The sequence below is a fragment of the Pantoea sp. UBA5035 genome (assembly GCF_002415245.1).
Taxonomy (GTDB): domain Bacteria; phylum Pseudomonadota; class Gammaproteobacteria; order Enterobacterales; family Enterobacteriaceae; genus Pantoea; species Pantoea septica.
Window position 1 is genome coordinate 154,815 of the sequence record NZ_DICD01000004.1, and the last position, 25,523, is coordinate 180,337.

At 58.0% G+C, this 25,523-nt stretch carries 29 protein-coding genes; 20 read left to right on the forward strand and 9 right to left on the reverse strand.

What is annotated here, in order from left to right; genetic code table 11:
• Window positions 1–130 precede the first annotated feature (130 nt).
• From B3229_RS03665 to ruvX, 7 genes are all read left to right on the forward strand, one after another.
• Window positions 131–1,528 (forward strand): sugar porter family MFS transporter, encoded by a 1,398-nt coding sequence (locus B3229_RS03665; RefSeq protein WP_033752553.1) that lies wholly within the window; start codon window positions 131–133, stop codon window positions 1,526–1,528.
• A gap of 251 nt (window positions 1,529–1,779) precedes the next feature.
• A complete protein-coding gene (locus tag B3229_RS03670; RefSeq protein ID WP_033752556.1) occupies window positions 1,780–2,292 on the forward strand; it encodes a SprT family zinc-dependent metalloprotease in 513 nt (170 codons plus the stop codon).
• Window positions 2,293–2,370: 78 nt separating this feature from the next.
• Window positions 2,371–3,078 (forward strand): deoxyribonuclease I, encoded by a 708-nt coding sequence (gene endA / locus B3229_RS03675; RefSeq protein WP_048780887.1) that lies wholly within the window; start codon window positions 2,371–2,373, stop codon window positions 3,076–3,078.
• 73 nt (window positions 3,079–3,151) lie between these two features.
• Window positions 3,152–3,883: a 16S rRNA (uracil(1498)-N(3))-methyltransferase gene (gene rsmE / locus B3229_RS03680; protein ID WP_033752252.1), complete on the forward strand. Its 732-nt coding sequence runs from the start codon at window positions 3,152–3,154 to the stop codon at window positions 3,881–3,883.
• Window positions 3,884–3,999: 116 nt separating this feature from the next.
• Window positions 4,000–4,944 (forward strand): glutathione synthase, encoded by a 945-nt coding sequence (gene gshB / locus B3229_RS03685; protein WP_033752255.1) that lies wholly within the window; start codon window positions 4,000–4,002, stop codon window positions 4,942–4,944.
• 81 nt (window positions 4,945–5,025) lie between these two features.
• Window positions 5,026–5,589, forward strand: coding sequence for a YqgE/AlgH family protein (locus B3229_RS03690; protein ID WP_033752258.1), 564 nt, complete (start codon window positions 5,026–5,028; stop codon window positions 5,587–5,589).
• Window positions 5,589–6,005, forward strand: a complete 417-nt coding sequence (gene ruvX, locus B3229_RS03695; RefSeq protein ID WP_033752261.1) for a Holliday junction resolvase RuvX — start codon at window positions 5,589–5,591, stop codon at window positions 6,003–6,005. Before B3229_RS03690 ends, ruvX begins: the two co-directional genes overlap by 1 nt.
• Here the strand turns inward: ruvX and B3229_RS03700 are convergent.
• Window positions 5,974–7,026: a type IV pilus twitching motility protein PilT gene (locus tag B3229_RS03700; protein WP_286868749.1), complete on the reverse strand. Its 1,053-nt coding sequence runs from the start codon at window positions 7,024–7,026 to the stop codon at window positions 5,974–5,976. The two genes, ruvX and B3229_RS03700, sit on opposite strands and share 32 nt — an antisense overlap.
• A gap of 16 nt (window positions 7,027–7,042) precedes the next feature.
• Here B3229_RS03700 and B3229_RS03705 point away from each other — a divergent pair, with 16 nt between their 5' ends.
• From B3229_RS03705 to B3229_RS03735, 7 genes are all read left to right on the forward strand, one after another.
• Window positions 7,043–7,750: a YggS family pyridoxal phosphate-dependent enzyme gene (locus B3229_RS03705; protein WP_286868751.1), complete on the forward strand. Its 708-nt coding sequence runs from the start codon at window positions 7,043–7,045 to the stop codon at window positions 7,748–7,750.
• 12 nt (window positions 7,751–7,762) lie between these two features.
• Complete coding sequence (locus B3229_RS03710) at window positions 7,763–8,317, forward strand: YggT family protein (protein WP_033752264.1); 555 nt, start codon at window positions 7,763–7,765, stop codon at window positions 8,315–8,317.
• Window positions 8,318–8,334: 17 nt separating this feature from the next.
• Window positions 8,335–8,928 carry an XTP/dITP diphosphatase gene (locus tag B3229_RS03715; protein WP_286868753.1) on the forward strand — a complete coding sequence of 198 codons (594 nt, stop codon included), beginning with the start codon at window positions 8,335–8,337 and terminating at the stop codon, window positions 8,926–8,928.
• A complete protein-coding gene (hemW, locus tag B3229_RS03720) occupies window positions 8,921–10,060 on the forward strand; it encodes a radical SAM family heme chaperone HemW (RefSeq protein ID WP_286868754.1) in 1,140 nt (379 codons plus the stop codon). Before B3229_RS03715 ends, hemW begins: the two co-directional genes overlap by 8 nt.
• 525 nt (window positions 10,061–10,585) lie before the next feature.
• On the forward strand, window positions 10,586–11,071 hold the full coding sequence (locus B3229_RS03725) for an Hcp family type VI secretion system effector (protein WP_286868756.1): 486 nt from the start codon (window positions 10,586–10,588) through the stop codon (window positions 11,069–11,071).
• A gap of 3 nt (window positions 11,072–11,074) precedes the next feature.
• Window positions 11,075–11,491, forward strand: a complete 417-nt coding sequence (locus B3229_RS03730; RefSeq protein ID WP_286868758.1) for a polymorphic toxin type 44 domain-containing protein — start codon at window positions 11,075–11,077, stop codon at window positions 11,489–11,491.
• Entirely contained in the window at window positions 11,469–11,897 is a 429-nt protein-coding gene (locus B3229_RS03735) for a hypothetical protein (RefSeq protein WP_286868761.1), read from the forward strand. The genes B3229_RS03730 and B3229_RS03735 overlap by 23 nt, the downstream gene beginning before the upstream one ends.
• 42 nt (window positions 11,898–11,939) lie before the next feature.
• On the opposite strand, the gene B3229_RS03740 is transcribed toward B3229_RS03735, so the two are convergent.
• The 5 genes from B3229_RS03740 to B3229_RS03760 form a co-directional block, all read right to left on the reverse strand.
• Window positions 11,940–13,010, reverse strand: coding sequence for an ABC transporter ATP-binding protein (locus tag B3229_RS03740; RefSeq protein WP_286868763.1), 1,071 nt, complete (start codon window positions 13,008–13,010; stop codon window positions 11,940–11,942).
• On the reverse strand, window positions 13,003–14,772 hold the full coding sequence (locus B3229_RS03745) for an ABC transporter permease (RefSeq protein WP_033752272.1): 1,770 nt from the start codon (window positions 14,770–14,772) through the stop codon (window positions 13,003–13,005). The genes B3229_RS03740 and B3229_RS03745 overlap by 8 nt, the downstream gene beginning before the upstream one ends.
• A 71-nt stretch (window positions 14,773–14,843) precedes the next feature.
• The gene (locus B3229_RS03750; protein WP_048780879.1) at window positions 14,844–15,932 is read right to left on the reverse strand and encodes an ABC transporter substrate-binding protein; all 1,089 of its coding nucleotides are present in this window, start codon (window positions 15,930–15,932) and stop codon (window positions 14,844–14,846) included.
• Window positions 15,933–16,111: 179 nt separating this feature from the next.
• Entirely contained in the window at window positions 16,112–16,810 is a 699-nt protein-coding gene (locus B3229_RS03755; protein ID WP_033752278.1) for a response regulator, read from the reverse strand.
• On the reverse strand, window positions 16,797–18,455 hold the full coding sequence (locus B3229_RS03760) for an ATP-binding protein (RefSeq protein ID WP_048780878.1): 1,659 nt from the start codon (window positions 18,453–18,455) through the stop codon (window positions 16,797–16,799). Before B3229_RS03760 ends, B3229_RS03755 begins: the two co-directional genes overlap by 14 nt.
• A gap of 396 nt (window positions 18,456–18,851) precedes the next feature.
• Here B3229_RS03760 and cspE point away from each other — a divergent pair, with 396 nt between their 5' ends.
• From cspE to B3229_RS03775, 3 genes are all read left to right on the forward strand, one after another.
• The gene (cspE, locus tag B3229_RS03765; protein ID WP_023479762.1) at window positions 18,852–19,064 is read left to right on the forward strand and encodes a transcription antiterminator/RNA stability regulator CspE; all 213 of its coding nucleotides are present in this window, start codon (window positions 18,852–18,854) and stop codon (window positions 19,062–19,064) included.
• A 259-nt stretch (window positions 19,065–19,323) separates the two neighbouring features.
• On the forward strand, window positions 19,324–19,800 hold the full coding sequence (locus B3229_RS03770; RefSeq protein WP_048780877.1) for a cold-shock protein: 477 nt from the start codon (window positions 19,324–19,326) through the stop codon (window positions 19,798–19,800).
• Window positions 19,801–19,852: 52 nt separating this feature from the next.
• Complete coding sequence (locus B3229_RS03775; RefSeq protein WP_048780876.1) at window positions 19,853–20,098, forward strand: DUF2543 family protein; 246 nt, start codon at window positions 19,853–19,855, stop codon at window positions 20,096–20,098.
• Window positions 20,099–20,140: 42 nt separating this feature from the next.
• Here B3229_RS03775 and B3229_RS03780 read toward each other — a convergent pair whose 3' ends face one another.
• The 3 genes from B3229_RS03780 to trmB form a co-directional block, all read right to left on the reverse strand.
• The gene (locus B3229_RS03780) at window positions 20,141–20,854 is read right to left on the reverse strand and encodes a DUF2884 domain-containing protein (RefSeq protein ID WP_048780875.1); all 714 of its coding nucleotides are present in this window, start codon (window positions 20,852–20,854) and stop codon (window positions 20,141–20,143) included.
• Between the two features lie 168 nt (window positions 20,855–21,022).
• Entirely contained in the window at window positions 21,023–21,349 is a 327-nt protein-coding gene (locus tag B3229_RS03785; protein ID WP_048780874.1) for a YggL family protein, read from the reverse strand.
• Window positions 21,349–22,068 (reverse strand): tRNA (guanosine(46)-N7)-methyltransferase TrmB, encoded by a 720-nt coding sequence (gene trmB, locus B3229_RS03790; RefSeq protein ID WP_048780873.1) that lies wholly within the window; start codon window positions 22,066–22,068, stop codon window positions 21,349–21,351. The genes B3229_RS03785 and trmB overlap by 1 nt, the downstream gene beginning before the upstream one ends.
• Window positions 22,069–22,223: 155 nt before the next feature.
• Here trmB and mutY point away from each other — a divergent pair, with 155 nt between their 5' ends.
• The 3 genes from mutY to mltC are packed head-to-tail and all read left to right on the forward strand — an operon-like array spanning window position 22,224 to window position 24,718.
• Entirely contained in the window at window positions 22,224–23,309 is a 1,086-nt protein-coding gene (gene mutY / locus B3229_RS03795; RefSeq protein ID WP_286868783.1) for an A/G-specific adenine glycosylase, read from the forward strand.
• Window positions 23,309–23,581 carry an oxidative damage protection protein gene (locus B3229_RS03800; RefSeq protein ID WP_033752305.1) on the forward strand — a complete coding sequence of 91 codons (273 nt, stop codon included), beginning with the start codon at window positions 23,309–23,311 and terminating at the stop codon, window positions 23,579–23,581. The genes mutY and B3229_RS03800 overlap by 1 nt, the downstream gene beginning before the upstream one ends.
• A gap of 57 nt (window positions 23,582–23,638) precedes the next feature.
• A complete protein-coding gene (gene mltC / locus B3229_RS03805) occupies window positions 23,639–24,718 on the forward strand; it encodes a membrane-bound lytic murein transglycosylase MltC (protein WP_048780871.1) in 1,080 nt (359 codons plus the stop codon).
• Window positions 24,719–25,523: the final 805 nt, after the last annotated feature.

The window sequence follows — 25,523 nt, forward strand, 5'->3', positions numbered from 1 at the left end:
GCTGAATATGCTGAATTTCAGGGTTTCGGCGTGTGTAAGCGATTACATTAGCGTGATCGCCCTCACTTTTTACCCGAGAAAGGTTTTTTAACATTAGATAACAACAATGATGGATAAACTCGGAGGCAACATGCCTGGCAACACTCACAAAAGCAGAACCTCAAACAAGGCGATGACCTTGTTTGTCTGCTTTCTTGCAGCTCTCGCAGGGCTGTTATTTGGACTGGATATCGGTGTTATCGCAGGTGCGCTGCCGTTTATCGCCAAAGACTTTAACGTTACCGCACACCAGCAGGAGTGGATCGTTAGCTCCATGATGTTTGGCGCAGCGGTCGGCGCGGTCGGCTCCGGCTGGATGTCGTCGCGCCTTGGTCGTAAAAAGAGCCTGATGGCCGGCGCCATTCTGTTCGTTATCGGTTCGCTCTGGTCCGCCATGGCGCCGAACCCGGAAATGCTGATCGTCGCACGCGTCGTGCTGGGTCTCGCCGTCGGCGTTGCCTCTTACACCGCGCCGCTCTACCTGTCTGAAATCGCGCCGGAAAAAATTCGCGGCTCGATGATTTCGCTCTATCAGCTGATGATTACCATCGGTATTCTCGGCGCCTACCTCTCCGACACCGCCTTCAGCGCGTCCGGCGACTGGCGCTGGATGCTGGGCATCATCACTATTCCGGCGGTGCTGCTGCTGGTGGGCGTCTTCTTCCTGCCCAACAGTCCGCGCTGGCTGGCGGCCAGAGGCGACTTCCGCGACGCCCAGCGCGTGCTGGATCGTCTGCGCGACACCAGCGAGCAGGCGAAACGCGAGCTGGAAGAGATCCGCGAGAGCCTGAAGATCAAACAGTCCGGCTGGCAGCTGTTCCAGAGCAACAGCAACTTCCGCCGCGCGGTGTTCCTCGGCGTGCTGCTGCAGGTGATGCAGCAGTTCACCGGTATGAACGTCATCATGTACTACGCGCCGAAGATTTTTGAAATCGCCGGCTTCACCAATACCACCGAGCAGATGTGGGGCACCGTTATCGTTGGCCTGGTCAACGTGCTGGCGACCTTTATCGCTATCGGTCTGGTGGACCGCTGGGGCCGCAAACCGACGCTGATCCTGGGCTTCCTGGTGATGGCGGCGGGTATGGGCGTGCTGGGCACCATGCTGCATATGGGCATCCATTCGCAGGGCGCGCAGTACTTCGCTATCGCTATGCTGCTGATGTTTATCGTCGGCTTCGCCATGAGCGCCGGTCCGCTGATTTGGGTGCTGTGTTCGGAAATCCAGCCGCTGAAAGGCCGCGACTTCGGTATTACCGTTTCGACCGCGACCAACTGGATCGCCAACATGATTGTCGGCGCGACCTTCCTCACCATGCTGAATACGCTGGGCAACGCGAACACCTTCTGGGTCTACGCGCTGCTGAACGTCTTCTTTATTGTGCTGACGCTAATGCTGATTCCAGAGACCAAAAACGTCTCGCTGGAGCACATCGAGCGCAATCTGATGTCCGGCAAGAAACTGCGCGACATCGGTTCAAACAACTAAGTTACTCAGGCGGGCCAAAAGGCCCGCCTGAAGCGGTTAGCAATGTGCGGACACGGGTGACAAGGCCCGATCGCAAAGACGCAAAAGCGCCATCCATGGCGGCTCGGCCCGCGCAGTCCCTTGCGCGGGACGCTTTGCTCTTCGGTCCTTGTCACCCGTGTTTTGAGTTTGTTAGCCGTCTGAAGGTGGGCCTTATGGCCCGCCTTTTTTATTTGATTGAGTTCTTCGCCCGCGCCGCCTATGCTTCCGGCATGAAAACGCCCCGACTTCCCATCGCCCTCCAACAGGCCGTTATGCGCTCGCTGCGCCATTTCTTACAGCTTGCCAGCGACAGGCTGGAGCGCCCGTTTGCCGAACCGGCGCTGGTCTATCAGCAGCGCGGCACGGCGGCTGGCACCGCCTGGCTGGAAAAGTGGGAAATTCGCCTCAATCCGGTGCTGCTGCTGGAAAACCAGCAGGCGTTCGTCGATGAGGTAGTGCCGCACGAGCTGGCGCATCTGCTGGTATGGAAAGTCTTTGGCCGCGTGCCGCCGCACGGCAAAGAGTGGAAGTGGATGATGCAGGAGGTGCTTGGCGTGCCCGCGCGTCGCACCCATCAGTTCGAAATCGCCTCGGTGCGCGCCGCCACCTTCCCCTACCGCTGCGGATGCCAGCAGCATCACCTCACGGTACGCCGCCACAACCGCGTGCTGCGCGGCGAAAGCGAATACCGCTGCGTACGCTGCAAAAGCCTGTTAAAACCGGGCGACTATTCGCCAGCCTGAGCGCAATTCCCATTCCGCTCGCGACGTCATTCTGCTACCCTGCCGCACTTTTTTACCGACTGAGAATAATTCCGCAACATGTCTCGCAAAATTATCTGCGCCGTCGCGCTGCTGCTCTCCCCTTTCGCTGCCCAGGCGATCGCACTGAACAATTACCATCAGAATAACTTTCAGCAGGCGAAAACCTTCGCTGCGGCGATTAACGCCGACGCGCCCGGCTCCTTCTACTGCGGCTGTAAAATCAGCTGGCAGGGTAAAAAAGGCATACCCGATCTCAACAGCTGCGGCTACCAGGTGCGTAAAAACGCCAACCGCGCCGGCCGTATCGAGTGGGAACATGTTATGCCCGCCTGGGAGTTCGGCCACCAGCGTCAGTGCTGGCAGAACGGCGGCCGTAAAAACTGCAGCAAAGACGCCGACTATCGCCGCATCGAAAGCGATCTGCATAACCTGCAGCCCGCCGTCGGCGAGGTCAACGGCGACCGCGGCAACTTCGCCTACAGCCAGTGGAACGGCGGCGAACAGCAGTATGGCCAGTGCGCCATGAAGGTGGACTTCAAGAACAAGCAGGCCGAGCCGCCCGCCCGCGCTCGCGGCGCCATCGCGCGCACCTACTTCTATATGCGCGACCAGTATCACTTGCGCCTGTCGCGCCAGCAGACTCAGCTTTTCACCGTCTGGGACAAGCTCTATCCGGTCTCCAGCTGGGAGTGCGAACGCGACCAGCGCATCGCGCGCGTGCAGGGTAATCACAATCCTTATGTGCAGCAGGCTTGCCAGCGTTAAAATCACTGCCCTACACTAACGTCTTCTCGATATTGCCGCGCCGGGTGCGCGGCGCTCAGCTTTCAGGGCCTGTATGCGCATACCTCGCATTTATCATTCCGAACCTTTAACCAGCGGCAGCGAGATCGCGCTGGACGAAGACGCCTCTAACCACGTTGGACGCGTTCTGCGCATGACCAGCGGCCAGCGTCTGGAACTCTTTGATGGCACTAATCTGACTTTTGCGGCAGAGATCACTCTTGTCGATAAAAAGCGTGTAAAAGTAAGAGTCCTTGAAGGCCAGCCCGACGATCGTGAGTCTCCCCTGTTTCTGCATCTCGGCCAGGTGATGTCGCGCGGCGAAAAAATGGAGTTCACTATCCAGAAATCGATTGAGCTGGGCGTGAGCGTGATTACTCCACTTTTTTCCGAACGTTGCGGCGTAAAGCTGGATGCCGAACGGCTGGCGAAAAAACGCCAGCAGTGGCAAAAGATCGCTATCGCCGCCTGCGAACAGTGCGGCCGCAATCGCGTGCCGGAAATCCGCCCGGCGATGACGCTGGAGGCCTGGTGCGCCGAGGCCGACGACGGCCTGAAACTTAACCTGCATCCGCGCGCGCAGCAGAGCATCAACACGCTGCCGCAGCCGGTCGAGCGGGTTCGCCTGCTGATCGGCCCGGAAGGCGGGCTAAGCGCCGAGGAGATCGCCATGACCGGCGAGCGCGGTTTTACCGATATTTTGCTCGGCCCGCGCGTGTTACGCACGGAAACCACCGCGCTGACCGCGATTACGGCACTCCAGGTGAGGTTTGGCGATCTCGGCTAGGGAATAATCAGGGTTTATATTAAGACGCGCGCAGCACTTACTGGCGTCCTGACTGGTCAGCCTGCGCTGACCGCACAGAACGAGGCGGAAAAGACCGCCTCTCTGAGGAGAGAATAATGATTAAACTTGGCATCGTTATGGACCCCATCGCGTCCATTAACATTAAAAAAGACACCAGCTTCGCCATGTTGCTGGAAGCACAGCGCCGTGGTTACGAAATTCACTATATGGAGATGGCCGATCTCTCGCTGCGCGGCGGCGTCTCTTACGCCCGCACTCGCCTGCTGAGCGTCGATCAGAACTATGATAAATGGTATGAGTTCGGCAGCGAGCAGGAGATCAAACTGGCCGACCTCAACGTGGTCCTGATGCGCAAGGATCCGCCGTTCGATACCGAGTTTATCTACGCCACCTATATTCTGGAGCGCGCCGAAGAGCAAGGCACGCTGATCGTCAACAAGCCGCAGAGCCTGCGCGACTGTAACGAGAAGCTCTACACTGCCTGGTTCTCGGAGTTCACGCCGGATACGCTGGTGACGCGCAGCAAAGAGAAACTGCGCGCCTTCTGGCAGGAGCACGGCGACATTATCATGAAGCCGCTGGACGGCATGGGCGGCGCGTCGATTTTTCGCGTCAAGCAGGATGACCCGAACTTCGGCGTGATCACCGAGACGCTGACCAACCACGGCCAGTTCTTCTGCATGGCGCAGAACTATCTGCCCGCCATTAAAGAAGGCGACAAACGCGTGCTGGTGGTGGACGGCGAGCCGGTGCCTTACTGCCTGGCGCGCATACCGCAGGGCGGCGAAACGCGCGGCAACCTGGCGGCAGGCGGCCGCGGCGAAGCGCGCCCGCTGAGCGAAAGCGACTGGGAAATTGCCCGCCGCGTCGGCCCGACGCTGAAAGCAAAAGGGTTGATTTTTGTCGGCCTGGATATCATTGGTGATAAACTCACTGAAGTGAACGTCACCAGCCCGACCTGCGTGCGTGAAATCGAAGCCGCATTCCCGATCTCCATCACCGGTATGTTGATGGACGCAATCGAGAAGCGTCTGGGCTGAGCATGACCCTGGAGCCAGGCTCCGTGATCAACCCAAACCGGCGCATACCCGCGCCGGCTATTTTTGGTACATCGAGTGAGAATGAATTTACAGCATCATTTTTTGATTGCCATGCCTTCCCTACAGGATCCCTTTTTCAAACGCTCCGTGGTCTATATCTGCGAGCACAATGAAGAAGGCGCGATGGGTTTGATTATCAACAAGCCGATGGAAAATCTGACGGTCGAAGGCATTTTAAAGAAGCTGAAAATCACGTCAGGCGAGCGCGATCCCGCGATTCGTCTGGACAAACCGGTATTCAGCGGCGGCCCGCTGGCTGAGGATCGCGGCTTTATTCTTCACTCCGCGCAGCGCATCTTCTCTTCCAGCATCCGCATTTCCGACACTACGGTAATCACCACCTCGCGCGACGTGCTGGAGTCGCTGGGCACCGCTTCGCAGCCGGAGCATGTGCTGGTGGCGCTGGGCTACTGCGCCTGGGAGAAAGATCAGCTGGAAAACGAGCTGATGGAGAACGCCTGGCTCACCACGCCCGCCAACAGCAATATTCTGTTTCAGACGCCGATCGCCGATCGCTGGCGCGAAGCGGCGCGCAGCATCGGCATCGATATTCACAGCATCGCCAGCGATGCGGGACACGCCTGATGACGACGCAAACGCTGCTGGGTTTCGACTTCGGCACCAAAAGCATCGGCGTCGCGGTCGGCCAGCAGCTGACCGGCAGCGCCCGCCCGCTCGCCGCGCTGAAAGCGCAGGACGGCACGCCGGACTGGTTGCAGATTGAGCGCCTGCTGAAAGAGTGGCAGCCTGATTTCGTGGTGGTCGGCCTGCCGCTGAATATGGACGGCACCGAGCAGCCGTTGACCGCGCGCGCGCGCAAGTTCGCCAACCGTCTGCACGGCCGCTTCGGCGTGCGCGTCGAGCTACAGGACGAGCGCCTCAGCACGGTAGAAGCGCGTGCCGGTTTGTTCGAGCGCGGCGGTTACCGCGCGCTGAATAAAGGCTCGGTGGACTCGCAGTCGGCGGCGATTATTCTGCAGGACTGGTTCGAAACCCACTAAGGCCCGCCTCGCGCTCGCCTGATTCAGGGGCGACCAGCCCTTCCCGCTGCCGCGCCAGCAGGCTCTGCTCAAAGGTTTGCATCCCGGCCTGCGCGCCGGTTTGCAGCAGCGCGCCGATCTGATGCATCTTGCCGTCGCGGATCAGATTGGCGATGGCGGGCGTGGCGATTAATACCTCAAACAGCCCAATGCGTCCGCCGTCGCGCGCCGCCGTCAGCTTCTGCGCCAGTACCGCTTTCAGACTGCCTGCCAGCTGGGCGCGCACCAGGTTTTTCTCCTCTGCCGGAAAGACATCCACCAGGCGATCGATCGCCTGCGCTGCGCCGCGCGTATGCAGCGTAGCGAGCACCAGATGGCCGGTTTCGGCAGCGGTGAGCGCCTGGCGGATAGTGTCGCCGTCGCGCAGCTCGCCCAGCAGAATAACGTCGGGATCTTCACGCAGCGCGGCGCGCAGCCCGAGGCTGAACGAGGCGCAGTGCGCGCCGATTTCGCGCTGCTGGATCAGCGACTGCCGGCTCTGGTGAATGAACTCAATGGGATCTTCCAGCGTAATAATGTGCTTCGCCTGCTGGCGGTTAATGGCGTCGACCATGGCGGCAAGCGTGGTCGATTTGCCGCTGCCGGTCGCGCCGGTTACTAATATCAGCCCGTCCTCCAGCTGCAGCCAGCGCGACGCCGCCGGCGGCAGGCGCAGGCTTTCCAGCCTCGGACAGCGGGTTGCCAGCGTCCGCAGCGCCAGCGACAGCCCCTGCCGCTGGCGAAACAGGCTGGCGCGCAGCCGCTGACCGTCAGCCAGCGAGAAAGCGAAGTCGGTTTGCCCCTGCGCCGCCAGCTCTTCGCGCTGTCGCGGGTCAAGATAGCGCCCGATAGCCTGCTCCAGCCAGTCGGCCGTGAGCGGCGCGAGATCGGGGAGCGGCTCCAGCCTGCCGTGGCGCCGCCAGCGCGGCGATTCTCCGCTGCACAGGTGCAGATCGGCGGCATTATGCTTTACACTAAGCGCCACCATTTCTTCCAACTCCATAGATAGCCTCCTGACGATGACCTCAATCCAGCACAACCTACAGCAACTGCGTCAGCGGATCCGCGCTGCCGCAACGCAATGCGGGCGCGATCCAGAAGAAGTTACGCTGCTTGCCGTCAGTAAAACCAAACCTGCGAGCGCGGTCGAAGAAGCGATCGAAGCCGGCCAGCTCGCCTTCGGCGAAAATTACGTGCAGGAAGGGGTTGAAAAGATTGAGGCGCTGGCCGCACATCCACAGGTGGAGTGGCACTTCATCGGCCCGCTGCAGTCGAATAAAAGCCGCCTGGTAGCGGAGCATTTCGCCTGGTGCCATACGGTGGATCGCCTGAAGATCGCCCAGCGCCTGAACGATCAGCGTCCCGACTCGCTGCCGCCGTTGAATGTGTTGATTCAGGTAAATATCAGTGACGAAAACAGCAAATCTGGCATCATGCTGGAGGATTTACCCGAACTGGCGCAGCAGGTTGCCGCGCTGCCGCGACTGCAGCTGCGCGGCCTGATGGCGATCCCGGCGCCGGAGAGCGACTACGCGCGCCAGCTGGCGGTGTGTCAGCGGATGGCCGACGCCTTCCGTCAGCTGAAGCAGCGCTATCCCGACGTCGATACGCTTTCTCTGGGAATGAGCGACGACATGGAAGCGGCTATTGCCGCAGGCAGCACCATGGTGCGCATCGGCACCGCGATTTTCGGCGCGCGGGATTATGCGCGCAACCCACAACAATAATTGAGGAACCTCATGTTAACACTGACGTTTTTAGTCAAAACGCTGATCGACCTGTATGTGATGGTGCTGCTGCTGCGCATCTGGATGCAGTGGTCGCGCTGCGACTTTTATAATCCGCTGTCGCAGTTCGTGGTGAAGATCACCCAGCCGATTATCAAGCCGCTGCGCCGCATTATTCCGGCTATCGGTCCGATCGATACCGCCTCGCTGCTGCTGGCATTTGTGCTGACGACGCTGAAATACCCGATTTTGCTGCTGATCCAGGTCGGCGCCTTCTCGGTCGATCCGGCCAATCTGCTGGTCGGCCTGCTGTCGCTGGTTAAATCCGCCGGTTATCTGGTGTTCTGGGTGATCATCATTCGCTCGCTGATGAGCTGGATCAGCCAGGGACGCGGCCCGCTGGACTATGTGCTGGTGCAGCTGACTGAACCGCTGATGTCGCCGATTCGCCGCATTCTGCCTGCGATGGGCGGCATCGATTTCTCGGCGATGATTGTGATTCTGGTGCTCTACGCCCTGAACTTCCTCGGAATGGACCTGTTTCCGGGCCTCTGGTTTCTGCTGTAAATATGACTGGAACTGCTATGCAAAAAGTTGTGCTCGCCACCGGCAATCCCGGCAAGGTACGTGAACTGGCGGATCTCCTCTCCGCCTTTGGCCTGGATATCGTGTCGCAAACCGATCTGGGCGTAGAGTCGGCGGAAGAGACCGGCCTGACCTTTATTGAAAACGCCATTCTGAAAGCGCGTCACGCCGCGCAGATCACCGGCCTGCCCGCCATCGCCGACGATTCGGGCCTGGCGGTGGATGCGCTGGGCGGCGCGCCCGGCATCTATTCGGCGCGCTACGCCGGCGAGGCGGCCAGCGATCGGGAGAACCTTGAGAAACTGCTGAACGCGCTGGAAACGGTGCCGGACGGCGAACGTCAGGCGCAGTTCCACTGTGTGCTGGTCTATCTGCGCCATGCGGAAGATCCGACGCCGCTGGTGTTCCACGGCAGCTGGGCGGGCGAAATCACCCGCTCCGCCGCCGGCGAAGGCGGTTTCGGCTACGATCCGATTTTCTACGTGCCCGAACTGGGCAAAACCGCCGCCGAGCTAAGCAAAACGGAAAAAGGCGCGGTTTCTCATCGAGGCAAAGCATTGACGCTGCTGCTGGAAGCGATGCGCAATGCCTGATTTACCGCCGTTAAGCCTCTACATCCATATTCCGTGGTGCGTGCAGAAGTGCCCCTACTGCGACTTCAACTCCCATGCGTTAAAAGGCGAGGTGCCGCACGTCGAGTATGTGCAGCACCTGCTGCGCGATCTGGAAAACGACCTGCCGCTGACCCACGGGCGCGCCGTGCGCACCATTTTTATCGGCGGCGGCACGCCGAGCCTGCTGAGCGGCGAGGCGATGCAGATGCTGATGGACGGCGTGCGCGCGCGGCTGCCGCTGGCGGCGGATGCGGAGATCACCATGGAGGCCAATCCCGGCACCGTAGAGGCGGACCGCTTCAGCGCCTATCAGCGGGCGGGCATTAACCGTATCTCTATCGGCGTGCAGAGCTTCGACCCGCAGAAGCTGGAGCGGCTGGGGCGCATTCACGGCCCGGACGAGGCGAAGCGCGCCGCGCAGCTGGCTGAAGGGCTGCATCTGCGCAGCTTTAACCTCGACCTGATGCACGGCCTGCCCAATCAGTCGCTGGAGGAGGCGCTGAGCGACCTGAAGCAGGCGATCGCGCTCAACCCGCCGCATCTCTCCTGGTATCAGCTGACTATCGAGCCGAATACGCTGTTCGGCTCGCGTCCGCCGACGCTGCCGGACGACGACGCGCTGTGGGAAATTTTCGAGCAAGGGGATCGTCTGCTGACCGCCGCCGGCTATCAGCAGTATGAGACCTCCGCCTACGCGAAGCCGGGCTACCGCTGCGAGCACAACCTCAACTACTGGCGCTTCGGTGACTACCTCGGCATCGGCTGCGGCGCGCACGGCAAGCTGACCCAGCCTGACGGGCGCATCGTGCGCACCGTGAAGACGCGCCACCCGCGCGGCTTTATGCAGGGCCGCTATCAGGAGAAGCAGTATGAGGTCGACGACGCGGAGAAGCCGTTCGAGTACTTCATGAACCGTTTCCGCCTGCTGGAAGCGGCGCCGCGCGAGGAGTTTGCGCGCTATACCGGCCTGAGCGAGCAGACCATTCGCCCACAGATGGATGCGGCGATCGCAGCGGGCTACGTCGCGGAGAGCGCCACGCACTGGCAGATAACCGAAAAAGGTAAGCTGTTTTTGAACTCGCTGCTGGAGCTGTTTTTAGCGGAGGAGTAAGTGGAAAAGCCGACCCTGGGTCGGCTTTTTTATGAATGATTGTCGCAAAAGTTCGAGCTCATGAAGAATGAGTATGCGATGCACTCATATAAATAACAGCATCATATATTTAAATATTTAATCAGCGCCATATTATAAACATGCCCCCTTTCTGAACCAGCGGATTCAGCAACTGGCCTGTCACTTCCACAATTTTAATCGCGGCAGCCTTTATTAACCCAGAAAAACCTCACCTAAGTAGTAAGAATTATAATGTTATTAGCATGAAGCAGTCTCAAACCCTTTCAAATCATGTCACAATTTACAAATTAAACACATCTTCATATCTTACTCGATACATGCATATTACTTTAGAATTGGTAATATTTTTTTCGCCAGCTAAATTAAATTTAACTACCAAAAAAAAGATAATATTCTTTTAATTAATGACGTAGATTGTATTTATTCATAGTTTTCAATTTGCATTATTTTTTAAAGACAGCATATAAATTTCCCTTTACGCAGTTAAGCAAGGAGCAGCGAAAAATGGCAATACCATCATATCTATGGCTTAAAGACGATGGCGGAGCGAAAATTAAAGGTTCCGTTGATGTCGCTAATCGAGAAGGAAGCATTGAAGTCACTGGTTTTTCTCATAACCTGAGACTTATGACCGACCCGTTGACAGGCAAAATAACAGGAACAAGAAAACACGGCCCGGTCATTTTTCAAAAGGAGTTTGATTCCTCGTCTCCCTATCTTTACAAAGCCGTAGCGACAGGACAAACGCTAAAGGAAGCTGAATTTAAGTGGTATCAAATCAATTATGCAGGACAAGAGGAAGAATATTTCAATATTCTGCTTGAGAACGTCAAGATTGTCGGCATACCGCCAATAATGCACGATACAAAAGATAGCCAAAAAGAAAAACACAACCATCTGGAATGCATAGAGATGGCGTATGACAGGATTACATGGAAACATTGCGACGGAAATATAATCTTCTCGGATAGCTGGAATGAAAGGTCTTGAAAAATGAGATACCCCACATTAGCAGCCTCTCCTAACCCACCATATGATAGCGCTTCTTTTTCACCGCCTGGCGTTTCAGTTATAAATAACATGATGATGGCAAGATTACATAAAGGCCCCTCTGCATTAACTTACGCATGGTTTTATTTACAGGTAAGAGGCCATGGTCCCTGGGATTATAAAAATCAATGTGGTCGGCAGTATGCTAATTTTGGTAATTTCAACTATGGTGCTACTGGCCATGCCGCTGGGATCGCAGATTCCGTATTGTTACGCGGAGCAGGCTGGGCTCAAAGTCGCGCAGGGACCAGCAGGCCTGAATATGGCGACTGGTATGGCGCTAGTCCATACGGGGATGATCCGGACGATCAATACTGGATAAGAGCTGGGATTGAATATGCGAAGCGCGCTGGGTTTTAAAAAGAGATATGTGGTCATAGCTATTCTGGCAATAACGCTGAGCTATGGCATTTATAAACTCACTCAACTGTCCCCTCTTGAACAAAAAATCCTTAGAAAAGTAAACATTAATACTCACGCTGCTCTCTACATTACCGAAGCGGATGCAGGCGCAACTACAGATTTTTCGTATCGCTATTATCTGTTTGACGCCAGTAAAAGTGATAAGGACTTCATAAATAGCCTGGCCGCTGACAGACAGCCGTTTTTAATTACCGCCGACCCGAATGCGTTTCAAAAGGTCGAAAACAACGCAATCTACCTATCCGTCAAAGGAGATGTTTTTGCTTTCCACAACGCTCCGGTCTACCAGATAAAGGGTGCGCTGTTTTCTGTTCCTGTTTACCTGACCTCAGAGCCGTACTAGCATAATTTTTAATAACGAGGGCGGCGCAGGCCGCCCTCACCGTTATGCTTTCGGGAAGATCCACAAATGGTTTTCCGGCAGCGCCAGATAGCAGTGCTGCGGGTCACGCACCTCATGGCCGTAGGCGCGAATAGCGAAATCGTCGCCTGCGGTGCGGAACAGGTACTCCCAGCGGTCGCCGAGATACATGCTGGTGACCAGCGGCAGTTCCAGCTGGTTCTCGCCCGGCCCTTCCACCAGCCTCACGCGCTCTACGCGGATCACCGCCGTGGCCTCCTGGCCCAGCTGCACCCCTTCTCCCGCTCTGCCCCACAGGCTCCAGCCTTTGCCTTCGATACGCGCTTTACCGTCGCGCAGCTCGGTGATTTTTCCGTGCAGCCGGTTGTTGCTGCCCATGAACTCGGCGGTGAAAAGAGTTTTCGGCGAGCCGTACATCTCCTGCGGCGTGCCCTGCTGCTCGATCTTGCCGTTATTCAGCAGCAGGATGCGGTCGGAAATCGCCATCGCCTCGTTTTGGTCGTGCGTCACCATCAGCGCCGACAGCCCGAGCTTGATAATCAACTCACGCAGGAAGACGCGCGCCTCTTCGCGCAGTTTGGCGTCGAGGTTCGATAGCGGCTCATCCAGCAGGATCACCGGTGGGTTATACACCAGCGCACGGCCGATGGCGACGCGCTGCTGCTGTCCGCCGGAAAGCTGGTGCGGATGGCGCTTGCCCAGATGGCCCAGCCCCAGCTGGTTGAGTACGTCCTGCACCCGCTGATTAATCTCCGCAGAAGCGACCTTACGCAGCTTTAACGGATAGGCCACGTTCTCAAACACCGTCTTGTGCGGCCACAGCGCGTATGACTGGAATACCAGCCCGAGGTTGCGCTCTTCCGCCGGGATCTCGCTGCGCGGCGTACCCGCATACACCTGGTTTTTGCCGATGATAATCTTGCCCTGCGTCGGCTTTTCCAGTCCGGCGACGGCGCGCAGCAGCGTCGTTTTGCCGCTGCCGGAGGGGCCCAGCAGCGACACCACTTCGCCGCGCTGTAAATTCATGGAGACCCCTTTCAGAACCGGGTTGTCGCCATAGGTTAAATGCAGATCTTCTACTGATAATTCAATCATGTAATTTAACTCCAAATCGCAGGGCGATACCCAGGCCTACCACCACCAGCAGGATGTTAATAAAGGAGAGCGCGGCGACGATATCGATCGCGCCCGCGGCCCACAGGGAAACCAGCATCGAGCCGATGGTTTCCGTGCCGGGCGACAGCAGATAAACGCCGGTGGAGTATTCGCGTTCAAAAATCAGGAACATCAGCAGCCAGGAGCCGATCAGGCCGTAGCGTGAGAGCGGGATCGTCACGTGGCGCGTAATCTGCCCGCGCGTGGCGCCGGTGCTGCGTGCCGCCTCTTCCAGCTCGGGCCCCACCTGCAGCAGCGTCGAAGAGATCAGCCGCAGGCCATAGGCCATCCATACCACGGTATAGGCCAGCCAGACGCTGAAGATGGTGCTACGCAGCGAGCGCAGCCAGACGATAAGGTTATCGCGCAGCCACTGCGACCAGGCGAAATCGGAAAGCCAGCCCGATTTAAGCGAGTTGTCTAGCCACAGCGGCAGGAACAAAAACACCCAGAGAAACGCCAGGCCCGCCAGCAGCCCCGGCACGGCGCGCGGCACCAGCACGCTGTAGTCGAGAAAGCGCGTGGTGTTGTCAGGCTTGCGGTGCATGGCGATGCCGATGAACAGGTAGCATCCCACCGCTAGCGCGCCGCCGATCACGCCGATCGCCATGGAGTTGACGATGGCGCGCAGCAGATTTGGCTGCGCCCAGATAGTCTGGAAGGTTTTGATCGACAGCTCGTCCCACAGCGAGACGCCGACGCCCCAGTTAGAGATAAAGGCGCGCAGCACCACGCCCAGCAGCGGCACGCCGATGGTCACGGTCAGCCAGAACGCCACCACCGCACCCGCCACCCAGCGCCATTTCCCCAGCGGCAAGGCGCGCGCCTGGGAAGCTTTGCCCTTAACGGTCACGAAGCGGTTGGCGGTGCGCATCAGGCGGCGCTGCAGCATCACCAGCGGAATGGTGATGCAGATCAGCACCACGGCCACTGCGGCCATCAGGTGATATGAAGGCGTGCCGAGCTTGTTGGTCAGCTGGTAGAGATAGGTCGCCAGCACCATATTGCCTTCGGGATCGCCCAGAACCAGCATCAGGCCGAAGACTTCCAGTCCGAGAAAGAACAGCAGCACCACGGCATAGAGGATCGAGGGTCGCACCATCGGCAGGCTCACCGCCGTCATCACCTGCAGCGGCGAGGCGCCGGCGATGCGCGCCGCCTCCTCGACATCCGATCCCACGCTGCGCAGCGCCGATGAGATATAGAGGTAGGCATGGGGAACGTGCGTCAGCCCGGCAATCACCACGATGCTCGACATATCGTAGATATTCCACGGCACAAAGCCGAGCAGGGACTGCGCCCACAGCGAGAAGAAGCCGACCGGCCCGGCGGCCACCACATAGCCGAAACCCAGCACCATCGGCGAGACGAAGATCGGCACGAGGATCAGCGGCTCGATAATGCGTCTGCCCGGCAAGTCGGTACGCACCATCAGAAACGCCAGGATGCCGCCCAGCGGAATGGCGATAATCACCAGCCCAAAGGCGAGAATAAAGCCGCTTTTCAGCGCCTTGTAGAAGTCGGGGTCGGTGAAAATAAATTCAAATGACTCCAGGCTCCACTCTTTTGACGGCGCAAAAAAGGGTGCGGATAAAAAGCTCTGGATAACGATAAACGACAGCGGAACATAGATAACCAGCGCGGTTAACAGCACCACGACGCCGCGCGGCAGGCTTTGCCACTTTCTGCGCAATGCATTCATATTGAGACCCTGAATGGCGAAATCTTAGGAAAGAGAAGCGCGACGCAGCGGGCCGCGCTTCCAGACTGCCGTTATTTACCGGCGGCTGCGCGCCACTGTTTGATGTAATCCAGACGTTTTTTCGGCTGCAGGTACTCCAGCAGGCTTTCGTCTACCGGGATAGGCTTCAGCGCGTTGCCTAACATTTTGGTCAGGCCGTCGATATCGTTTTTGCCTTCGATATCGTTACGCAGCGAGGGAATGTCGGCCTGATTCGCCAGAATGGTTTGCCCTTTTTCAGAGAGGACATAATCGAGCCACAGCTTCGCCGCATGACTGTTCTGCGCCTGCTGGCTGATAAAGGAGACGCGCGACAGCACCAGCGTGTAATCCTTCGGATAAGAGATGCCCAGCGAAGGATCGGTTTTGGCGCGGGCTTCAGCATAGGAGCCGAGAATATTGAAGCCGATCAGGTTTTCGCCGGAGGAGACCCTCTCCATCATGGTGCCGGTAGAGGACTGCACCGCTAAGCCGCCCTTCGCCACTTCAGACAAGGTTTTGAAATATTGCGGATCGGCTTTGGAATCCTGCACCGACAGCATAAAGCCCAGCCCCGATTTTTCGATATCGTAGGTGGTGACTTTGCTCTTGAATTTGTCAGTCTGACTGGCGATCAGCTTCGCCAGCGCGGCGTGGGAATCGGGCACCTCGCCAGCCGGGATCAGCCGCTTGTTATAGATGATCACCACCGGCTCGTAGGTGGTGCCGTACGCGCGGTTTTTCCACACTGCCCACTTCGGCAGCTGAGCGAGTTCAGGCGACTGATACTCCTGGGCGTAGTCGGTCGCCAGCTTCAGGCCGGTATCCATAGAGGAGCTCCAGACCACGTCGCCGCTGGTGCCGCCGGAGGCCTGTTCGCTGATAAAGCGGTTGTACAGCTCGGTGCTGTTCATATCGTTATATTCGACTTTGATGCCGGGATAGGTGGCCTCAAACCCCTTGATCAGCGGCCCTGCGGCTTTGGTGTCGGTGGTGGAATAGATCACCACTTTGCCTTCTTTGGTCGCGGCGTCAATAACGCCCTGGTAGTCCGCCGGATAGCCCTGCGGCGGCGCGGAAAAGGCGGAACAGGAGATAAATACAGTAGCGGCAACCAGAGTAAGAGGATATTTGTTCGACATTATATTTAACCTTTTAGTTACACTTTAGGAACTAAGGGTCAACATAGCCGATCGGGTCCGCCAGACAAGAGGTGCCCTGGCGTTATCTTCGCGAAGTGTGATTATTGGCGTTTTTTCGGCAATTAACACCATTAAAACCACGCAGGCGACGCGTGCCCTTATTGCGCGCGATCACACTATTACAGGCCGCTAATTTTGCGATAGAGTCGGCGCGGATGGCCAATATTGCCATACTGCATTTCGACGCCGATAAAGCCGATCTCCACGCAATACTCCAGATAACGGCGGCCGGTGGTTTTACTGATCCCGACGCTCTCTACCACCTGCTCCACCGACCAGCTGCGGTCAGGCGCATCGCTGAAAAAGCGTTTAACTCGCGTCAGGGTCAGAGACTCGATGCCTTTAGTCGACGGCGCGGGCGGCGCGTCGCTGGCCGGCAGGTTGAACAGCTTGTCCAGCGCATGCTGGTCTACATTGGTCATCTGGCGCATCGTCTGCACCAGCAGCATAAAGCGTTCCAGCGAGGCGCGCAGGCGGTGAAAAAAGACCGGCTTGAGCAGATAGTCCAGCGCGCCGCTGCGCATCGCATGGCTACAGGTCTGCATGTCGCTCGCGGCGGTAATAAAGATCACGGAACAGTCAAAACGCTTCAGCAGCGGGTCGTCGATTAGCGTAACGCCCTGCCCGTCCGGCAGGTAGTTGTCGAGCAGCACCAGCCGCGGCTGATGCTGCTCGATCAGCTGGCGCGCCTGTTCCAGCGTGGCCGCAATGCCCGCCACGCGCAGATGGAAATGCTGCTCGATAAACTCGCGGTGCAAATCGGCGAGATGCGGCTCATCTTCCACAATCACTACCTTAAGCGGCTTAGCGTTGTTCATGAGAAATTCCTGTCGAAGCGGCGGACGGGAACGGGATAAAAATGGTAAAAATTGTTCCCTGCGGCGCATTGTCATTGATTTCGATGCTGCCGCCCGCCTGATGAACGTATCCCGCCGCCAGATAGAGGCCGATGCCGTGCTCCGAGCCGAGCGGATCGTCGCCGCTGGAAGGCTTGCTGGTCACGCCCTGCTCGAACAGATGCGGTTTCAGCTGTTCGTCCACGCCGCAGCCCTGATCGGCCACTTCGATCAACAGCTCCTGATTGCGATCGGAAATATAGAGCTCCACCGGCGGAGCGGGCTTTTTCACGTTGAGCGTAGCGTCTACGGCATTATCCAGAACGTTGCCCACCACCGACATCAGCGCGGTTTCGCTAATGGTCGCGGGAATGCGCATAAGCTGGCAGGCGGGATCGAACTGTAGCTCGACCCCTTTTTCCCGCGCGCTGACATATTTCCCCAGCAGCAGCCCGCACAGCGCCGGCGAAGTAAAGCGCGCCGAGACGAAATCGAGCACCTGCTGCGCGCCGGCGGACTGCGCCTGAATATAGCGCATCGCATCGTCGTAGCGCTGCATCTGCAGCAGCCCCACCAGCGTGGCGGTCCAGTTGAGCTGTTCATGGCGCATAATGCGCAGATTATCCGCATAGCGCTTTACCTGGCTCAGCTGGCTGCTCAGGGTATTGATGTCGTTTTTATCGCGAAAGCTGCAGACCCAGCCGCCCGGTACGCCAGGTTCAAGATCGATAGCGACCCGGTTGACGATCACCTGACGCTGATTCAGGACGGTGATCTGATCGTGCTGGCGTCCGCTCTCTTGTCCGCCGCTCTGGCTGAGAAAAGCGGGATGGATCTGCATCACCTCATGCAGCGGCTTGCCCAGCAGTTCACTCTCGCTGCGATCGATCTCCAGCAGCTCCCTGGCGGCGCGATTGATTAAAATCAGCTGCTTTTCGGCGTTAACGGCGAACACCCCTTCATACATCGCCTCGAGCAGCGCTTTTTGCTGCAGCACCAGCAGCGCGATATCTTTCGGCTCCAGCCAGAACATCTGCTTCTTGAGGTTGCGGCTAAAAGCCCATGAAAAAATAAACAGCAAAATCAGCAGCGCCAGGCCGTACAGGCTCGCCTGCCACAGCAGACTAACGTTGATATTGGCGATATAGGAGGTGAGATAACCGACCGAGACGATGCCGATCACCTGATGGCGATCATCAAAGATAGGAGCTTTGCTGCGCAGCGATACGCCGATGCCGCCCTTACGCACCGAAATAATGGTTTTCCCCTGCAGCACCTCGGCATTATCGCCGCCAATCAGCGGCAAGTTAAGGCGTTCGGGCGATTCAGAGTGGTAGAGATGCTGCTCGCGCGCGTCGCCGATCACGATATAGCTCGCGTCGCTTTGCTCGCGCAGCGGCTGGATCAAGCGGGCGATGGCCGCGATATCGCGGCTCGCCACCTTCTCCGCCAGGCCGGGCATCAGCGCAATTTCGCTCGCCTGCACGCGCGCGCGCTGCCCCAGATCGTGATGCAGCTGCCGGTCGATAAAATGAAACAGAATCGCGCCCTGCAGCGCCAGCAGCAGGCAGGAAAACAGCACCAGCGAGAGAAAGAGTTTTACCTGAAAAGGCAATCTGCGTTTCATACAACCTGTTATATAGGAGCGAGTGCGCGGCATCAGGCAAGACTATCATGCACGCAGGCGGCCAGCGGCTGGCTAAGCCCAGAGTTGTGAACTGGCTACCATCTCAGCGAGACGGCTGACCTGCTGCATTGACGGGTAAGCTTATATCCATGCAGCCGTCCAGGTGTATAAGTGGTTAAAATAAATTAATATAAATGTTGCCAGACCTCATGCGCTGTGGCTTAATAGCGCCATCGGTTTGGAATACAGACCTTATGAAAGCAGTTTTAGTAAAGCAGTCCTCAGTTCAAGTGTTATCCAAAGATACCCTTCTTCGTGAGCTCCTCCTAAGCGCCCATAAGTAATTCTCAGGCCATCTTCGCCGCTTTAAGTGGCTCATAAATTAAGGAAATATCTATGTCTAACAAAATGACTGGTTTAGTAAAATGGTTCAACTCTGACAAAGGTTTCGGCTTCATCACTCCGGACGACGGCAGCAAAGATGTATTCGTACACTTCTCTGCAATCCAGAGCGACAGCTACAAAACCCTCGACGAAGGCCAGAAAGTCTCTTTCACCATCGAAAATGGTGCTAAAGGCCCTGCTGCCGGCAACGTCACCGCGCTGTAAGACGCGCCGGTTATCAGCGACGCTTACAATAGCGATGAAGGCGCAAGCCTGAGCGGCTAAGCTGCCGCTGATAACGAAAAAAACCCGCCCTGTGCGGGTTTTTTCATATCTGTTTCCCTTAGAGCGGCCCGCTCACTCCTCGCACCCGTTAAATTTATCATCCACACTTACCCAAAGCCGTAGTCGGCACTGCCATTGTGCATTACACTGCGCGCTGCAAAAACTGAGTAGATTAACGATTAAACAGGCGGTAACGGCGATGAACGGAACGATCACAACCTGGTTTCAGGACAAAGGTTTTGGATTTATCAAAGATGAAAATGGCGACAACCGCTATTTTCATGTGATCAAGGTCGCTAACCCTGAGCTAATCAAAAAGAATGCGGCGGTGACCTTCGAACCCACCACCAACAGCAAAGGGCTGTCAGCCTATGCTGTGAAGGTGCTCCCGGAGAGCAAATATATCTTTATCGCTGGCGAGCGCATCAAGCTCACCGCAATCAAATCTTTCGTGGTCTTCAGCGAAGAGGTGCCGGCGGATAGCCGCATCGATAAAGAGAATACCGTGCTCTCTGTGGGCTCGCTGCTGAATAACATCCGGCCGAAAACTGAAGCGAAGCCTGGCGAAATGCGCGCGGTGAGAAAGCTGGCGATCACCACTTTCCAGGGAACGACGCTGATCTTCTCGGAAGATGAGATCGACGTAGATGCCACGGCGAAAATGCTCAAAGTCTGAGATACGGCAGACAGTCCCGAAAGTACAACAGGCGTTACCCTGGAGACTCTTTATGAACGATGAAACACCAATCAGATACTACGACGTTGCGGATGAGTATGCGACGGAGAGCAACAAGCCGGTTAGCGACTCAGAACGCGATTCGCTGGCGCGCTATTTCCAGCTGCTGATTACGCGCCTGATGAATAACGAGGAAATCAGCGAAGAAGCGCAGCAGGAGATGGCTGTGGAAGCAGGCATCGACGCGCAGCGCATTGACGAGATCGCTGAGTTTCTTAACCAGTGGGGCAACGAGTAACTCCGCAAGGCGCGCCTGAAATCGACAAGCGCGCCGCTTTCTTTACGACTTCACGCTGCCGACCAGCTTCTTGCGCTGATCTTCAAGGCTAATCACGCGATTACAGACTTCCTGCCCGAAGTTTTTGAAATCCTGCTCCTGATTGCTCCACTCCGCCTGAATCGACTGCTGTAGCCCGCCCAGGTTGCCCATGATCGCCTGTAGCGGATTGCTGCCGCTCGCCTGCTTGCTGCCCATCTCGTTCAGGCTATCCTGCAGCACGCCGCCCATGGTGCTCTGCACCAGACGTTCGCCGTCGGCGCGCACCTGGTCGATCGCCTGATGATGGAAGGTCAGGCCGTCGTCGCGATGTTCGATAATGCGGTTCATCTGCTGCTTCAGCTGACCGTTGAGCGTGGTAAGGCGGTTGCGCACGTTGCTGTCGGCGCCGAGCTTCTCGACAATCACCTTATCCAGCGCGATGCGGCCCTTCTCCAGGCGCGACGAGGCGCCGGTATCGATCCACGGCAGATCGCGACGCAGCGCGTTCTGGTAGTCGATAGCCTGCTGGCGCTGCGCGTTGTTCACCGTCACCTTCTGGCCGTTAAGCTGCACATCGCCCTGCGGGGAGATCTCCAGGTTGCCGTTTGCGCCGACCACCTGCACGCTTTGCGGCTTAATCACCACGTCATCCTGCGGTTTAACGCTGCACTCCCAGGCAGCCTGCGCCTGCGTCGCTGCCAGCAGCAGCGCGGCGATAAGCGTTTTACGAACCATAATCTCTCCCTACTATGTGAACCAGGCGCTGTAATGACAGGTCGGCCGTCGGCGGCGCAGCGCTATTGGCGACGGCCAGCGCACAGCCTCCGGAGCGTACTGCAGTACGTGAGGAAGGCGAGCACTGCCCGGCGTCAATAGCGCAAGCAAGCCAGGCCGATACGGAACTTAGTCCCACCAGACGTCGAAAAGTTCGGTAACCTGCACATCACTCAGCTGACGATCTTCCAGCCACTTACGCACCAGCTCGCGGTGCTCGTCGGTGCACTTGCCGGTCTTTTGCAGACAGATCAATCCTTCCCACACCAGATAGCCGCTGCCGTCATAGGCCAGGCCGTTCGGCGCGATCACTTCGTTGATAAAGTCGTCGACGGTTTTATCAATTTGCTGTTCCGTGGTGCCGTCGGCGAAGCGCCAGGCGACCGAGAAGCCCAGCTCCTGAAATTCGTCGAGATGCAGTTTTTTACGTAAACGGCGGCTGCGATGTGTGGCCATTATTTAATCCTCTCAAACATTAAGTCCCAAACGCCGTGGCCCAGTCGCTGCCCGCGCTGCTCAAATTTGGTCAGTGGACGCGTCTCCGGACGCGGCACGTAATCCTGGGTTTCCGACTGATTTTTATAGCCGTCGATGCCGTTCATCACTTCCAGCATATGTTCGGCGTAGGCTTCCCAGTCGGTCGCCATATGAAACACCCCGCCCAGCTTCAGCTTGCGCATCACCAGTTCGGCGAAAGGCGTCTGCACGATGCGGCGCTTGTTGTGGCGCGCTTTATGCCAGGGATCGGGGAAGAAAAGCTGCACCATGCGCAGCGAGTTATCCGGGATCATCTTCTCCAGCACTTCCACCGCATCGTGGCACATCACGCGCAGGTTCTCGACGTTCGCCTCTTTCGCGGAGGCGAGGCAGGCGCCCACGCCCGGCGCGTGCACTTCGATGCCAAGGAAGTTCTGCTGCGGGTTGTTCTGCGCCATGGTCACCAGCGACGCGCCCATGCCGAAGCCGATCTCCAGCACCACCGGCGCGTCGCGGCCAAACAGGCGCGTCAGATCCAGCGGCTCGGGTTGAAACTCAACGCCCATCTCCGGCCAGTATTGGTCGAGCGCCAGCTGCTGCCCTTTGGTCAGACGCCCCTGGCGGCGCACAAAACTGCGTATACGGCGCAGCGGCCGCCCGTTCTCATCAAATTCCGGAGTGATGACGTCATTAATCATGTTGTAGCCTGCTGAGTAGCCTGTTTGGGGAAAGGCGCATTATGCAAAGTTAATTAGCAGAAGCAAGCCCTTGCGATCTTCAGGTTTACACCGGGGCCGCGCCTGTGCTGGAATGCCTGCCTGAGTGTAGAGTAATCACGGAAAATTTCCTTCTTATGATGCAAGCGCCGCAGTTCGCGCAACAGGTGCTGGACTGGTATCAGCGCTTTGGCCGCAAGACCCTGCCGTGGCAGCAGGAGAAAACGCCCTATAAGGTGTGGCTCTCTGAAGTTATGCTGCAGCAGACCCAGGTCGCCACCGTTATTCCCTATTTCGAACGCTTTATGGCGCGCTTTCCCACCGTCGCCGATCTGGCCGCCGCACCGCTCGACGAGGTGCTGCACCTCTGGACCGGGCTCGGCTACTACGCCCGCGCGCGCAACCTGCATAAGGCGGCGAAGCAGATCGCCGACCAGCATCAGGGCGAGTTCCCGCAGAGCTTCGACGAGGTTGCGGCGCTGCCTGGCGTCGGACGCTCCACCGCAGGGGCGGTACTGTCGCTGTCGCTTGGCCAGCACTTCCCTATTCTCGACGGCAACGTAAAGCGCGTGCTGGCCCGCTGCTACGCGGTTGGCGGCTGGCCGGGTAAAAAGGATGTCGAGAAGCGACTGTGGGAAATCAGCGAAACCGTCACGCCGGCGGAGGGCGTTAGCCAGTTCAATCAGGCGATGATGGATCTCGGCGCGCTGGTCTGCACTCGGTCGAAGCCCAAATGCGACATCTGTCCGCTTAACAGCGGCTGTATCGCCTACGCCAACAATAGCCAGGCGAGCTATCCCGGCAAAAAGCCGAAGCAGATCCTGCCGGAGCGCAGCGGCTGGTTTTTGCTGCTGCAGGATGGCGATGATGTCTGGCTGGAGCAGCGTCCGCCGGTGGGATTGTGGGGCGGTCTGTTCTGCTTCCCGCAGTTCACTACAGAGGAGGCGCTGCACGACTGGCTGCAGGCGCGCGGCATCGCTGCGAAGCCGCAGCAGCTCACCGCGTTTCGCCATACCTTTAGCCATTTCCATCTGGATATCGTGCCAATGTGGCTATCGTGGTCATCTGTCGGGGCGGCGATGGATGAACCCGGCGGTCTCTGGTATAACTTAGCCCAGCCGCCGTCAGTGGGGCTTGCGGCGCCGGTTGAGCGGCTTCTTCACGAGCTGCGTCACCCGCAACAGCTGGCCCTGCACCGGCATGAGATTAGAGAGGAAAAGTAATGAGCCGCACGATTTTTTGTACGTTTCTACAGCGCGACGCCGAAGGGCAGGATTTCCAGCTCTATCCGGGCGAAATCGGTAAGCGCATCTACAATGAGATCTCGAAAGAAGCCTGGCAGAAGTGGATGGCCAAACAGACCATGTTGATCAACGAGAAAAAGCTCAACATGATGAATCCGGAAGACCGCAAGGTGCTGGAGAAGGAGATGGTGAATTTCCTGTTTGAAGGCAAAGAGGTCCACATCGAAGGCTATACGCCGCCAGAAGCATAAATTTTAGGGCCTCAGCGTTGAGGCCCCTCTCTTTTCCGGGTCAGGCACGTATTTACAATGAATAAGAAATTACTCGCACTGCTGGTGATCGCTCCTCTTTTGGTCTCCTGTTCAGGAAAGAAGTCTTCGCAGTATCACGAAGAGTGGGTAAAGGACACCAACGGCTTCGATATTTTAATGGGCCAGTTTGCGCATAACATCGAGAACATTTGGGGTATCAACGAAGTCCTGATCGCCGGACCGAAAGATTACGTCAAATACAGCGACAACTATTACACCCGCAGCCATATCAACTTCGAAAGCGGCAACATTACTATCGAAACCATTTCCGGTACCGATCCCATGGCCAGCCTGCGCCAGGCGATCGTGACCACGCTGCTGATCGGCGACGATCCAGGCAATGTCGATCTTTATTCCGACGCCAACGATATTGTCATCAGTAAAGAGCCGCTGCTCTACGGCCAGGTGCTGGACAACACCGGCCAGCCGATTCGCTGGCAGGGCCGCGCGGGCAACTTCGCCGATTACCTGCTGCAAAATAAACTGCAGCGTCGCGTTTCCGGCCTGCATGTCATCTACTCGGTCACCATTCCGATGGTGCCTAACCACCTCGACAAGCGTGCGCACAAATATCTGCCGATGGTGCGTAAGGCCGCCGAGCAGTATGGCGTCGACGCGTCGCTGATTCTGGCGATTATGCAGACCGAGTCGAGCTTCAACCCCTATGCGGTCAGCCATTCCGACGCGCTGGGGCTGATGCAGGTAGTGCAGCATACCGCAGGCGTCGATGTGTTCCGCATGAAGGGCAAGTGGGGCAAGCCGAGCCGCAGCTATCTGCTCGATCCCGAGAACAATATTGATGCGGGCACCGCCTATCTTTCGCTGTTGCAGAAGAGCTATCTGGGCGGGATTCAGGATCCGGTGTCGCGTCGCTATGCGGTGATCACCGCCTACAACGGCGGTGCGGGCAGCGTGCTGCGCGTCTTCTCCAGCGATAAGGATCGCGCCTTTAACGCCATTAATAATATGTCGCCGAGCCAGGTTTATAACACGCTGACGACGCAGCATCCGTCTGCAGAGTCGCGGCGCTATTTGTATAAGGTGAGTACGGCGCAGCGCAGCTATCGACGTTATTGACAGGGTGTCTGCTGCGCAGGCGGGGCTGAGCGGGTTCCGCCCGCCAGGCGGGTTGGCCTGCTGCGCAGGCGGCTCTGAGCGGGTTCCGCCCGCCAGGCGGGTTGGCCTGCTGCGCAGGTGGCTCTGAGCGGGTTCCGCCCGCCAGGCGGCTTAAGTCTGCTACGCGAACAGGCTCTGAGCGGGTTTCGCCCGCCAGGCGGCAGGGAGTTTCAGCAGCGCCGCTGCTGGCGTGCGTGTTAAGGGGCTCGCCAGCCCCTTAACAATCCCGGCTTCCGGCAGCCTCCACGCCGCGCTCCGCGCGGTCCCTTCGTTGCTTACGTCGGCCGCACGGACCGCGCGGATTCGACATCCTGTCTCATGCCGCGCTCTCGCCGACGTCCTGTCGGCTCGTCCTGGCCGCCGTGCGCGCCTCAGCGTGTCGGATGCCTCTGACACTGCCCCGCCTGTGAGTTTCCTTATTTTTTATTAACGACAGCGTCGTCTGAACGCATGATTCATGCTTCCAGCGATGAGGCTGCGCCTTCAATAATCAGGATTTGCAGCGGGGGTTGTGGGGGCCATCGCAGCCGCTGAGCGGAGGAAGGATTTCAGGATGAGGCGACAGGACGTCGCCGAAAGCGCGGGCCAGGCCAGGACGGCCTGTCCTGCGCGGTCCGTCAGAAATCCTGAGCGAGCGAAGGGACCCGCGCAGCGGGCGGGTGAGCTGGCCCGGGGCGCGGGTGCAGGGCCGGCGCCTACCGGCCCTGCCCGGTCGCCTGCAGCGGGCGGAATGAAACCCCCCCCCCGTCAGGCGAACGAAACTTGC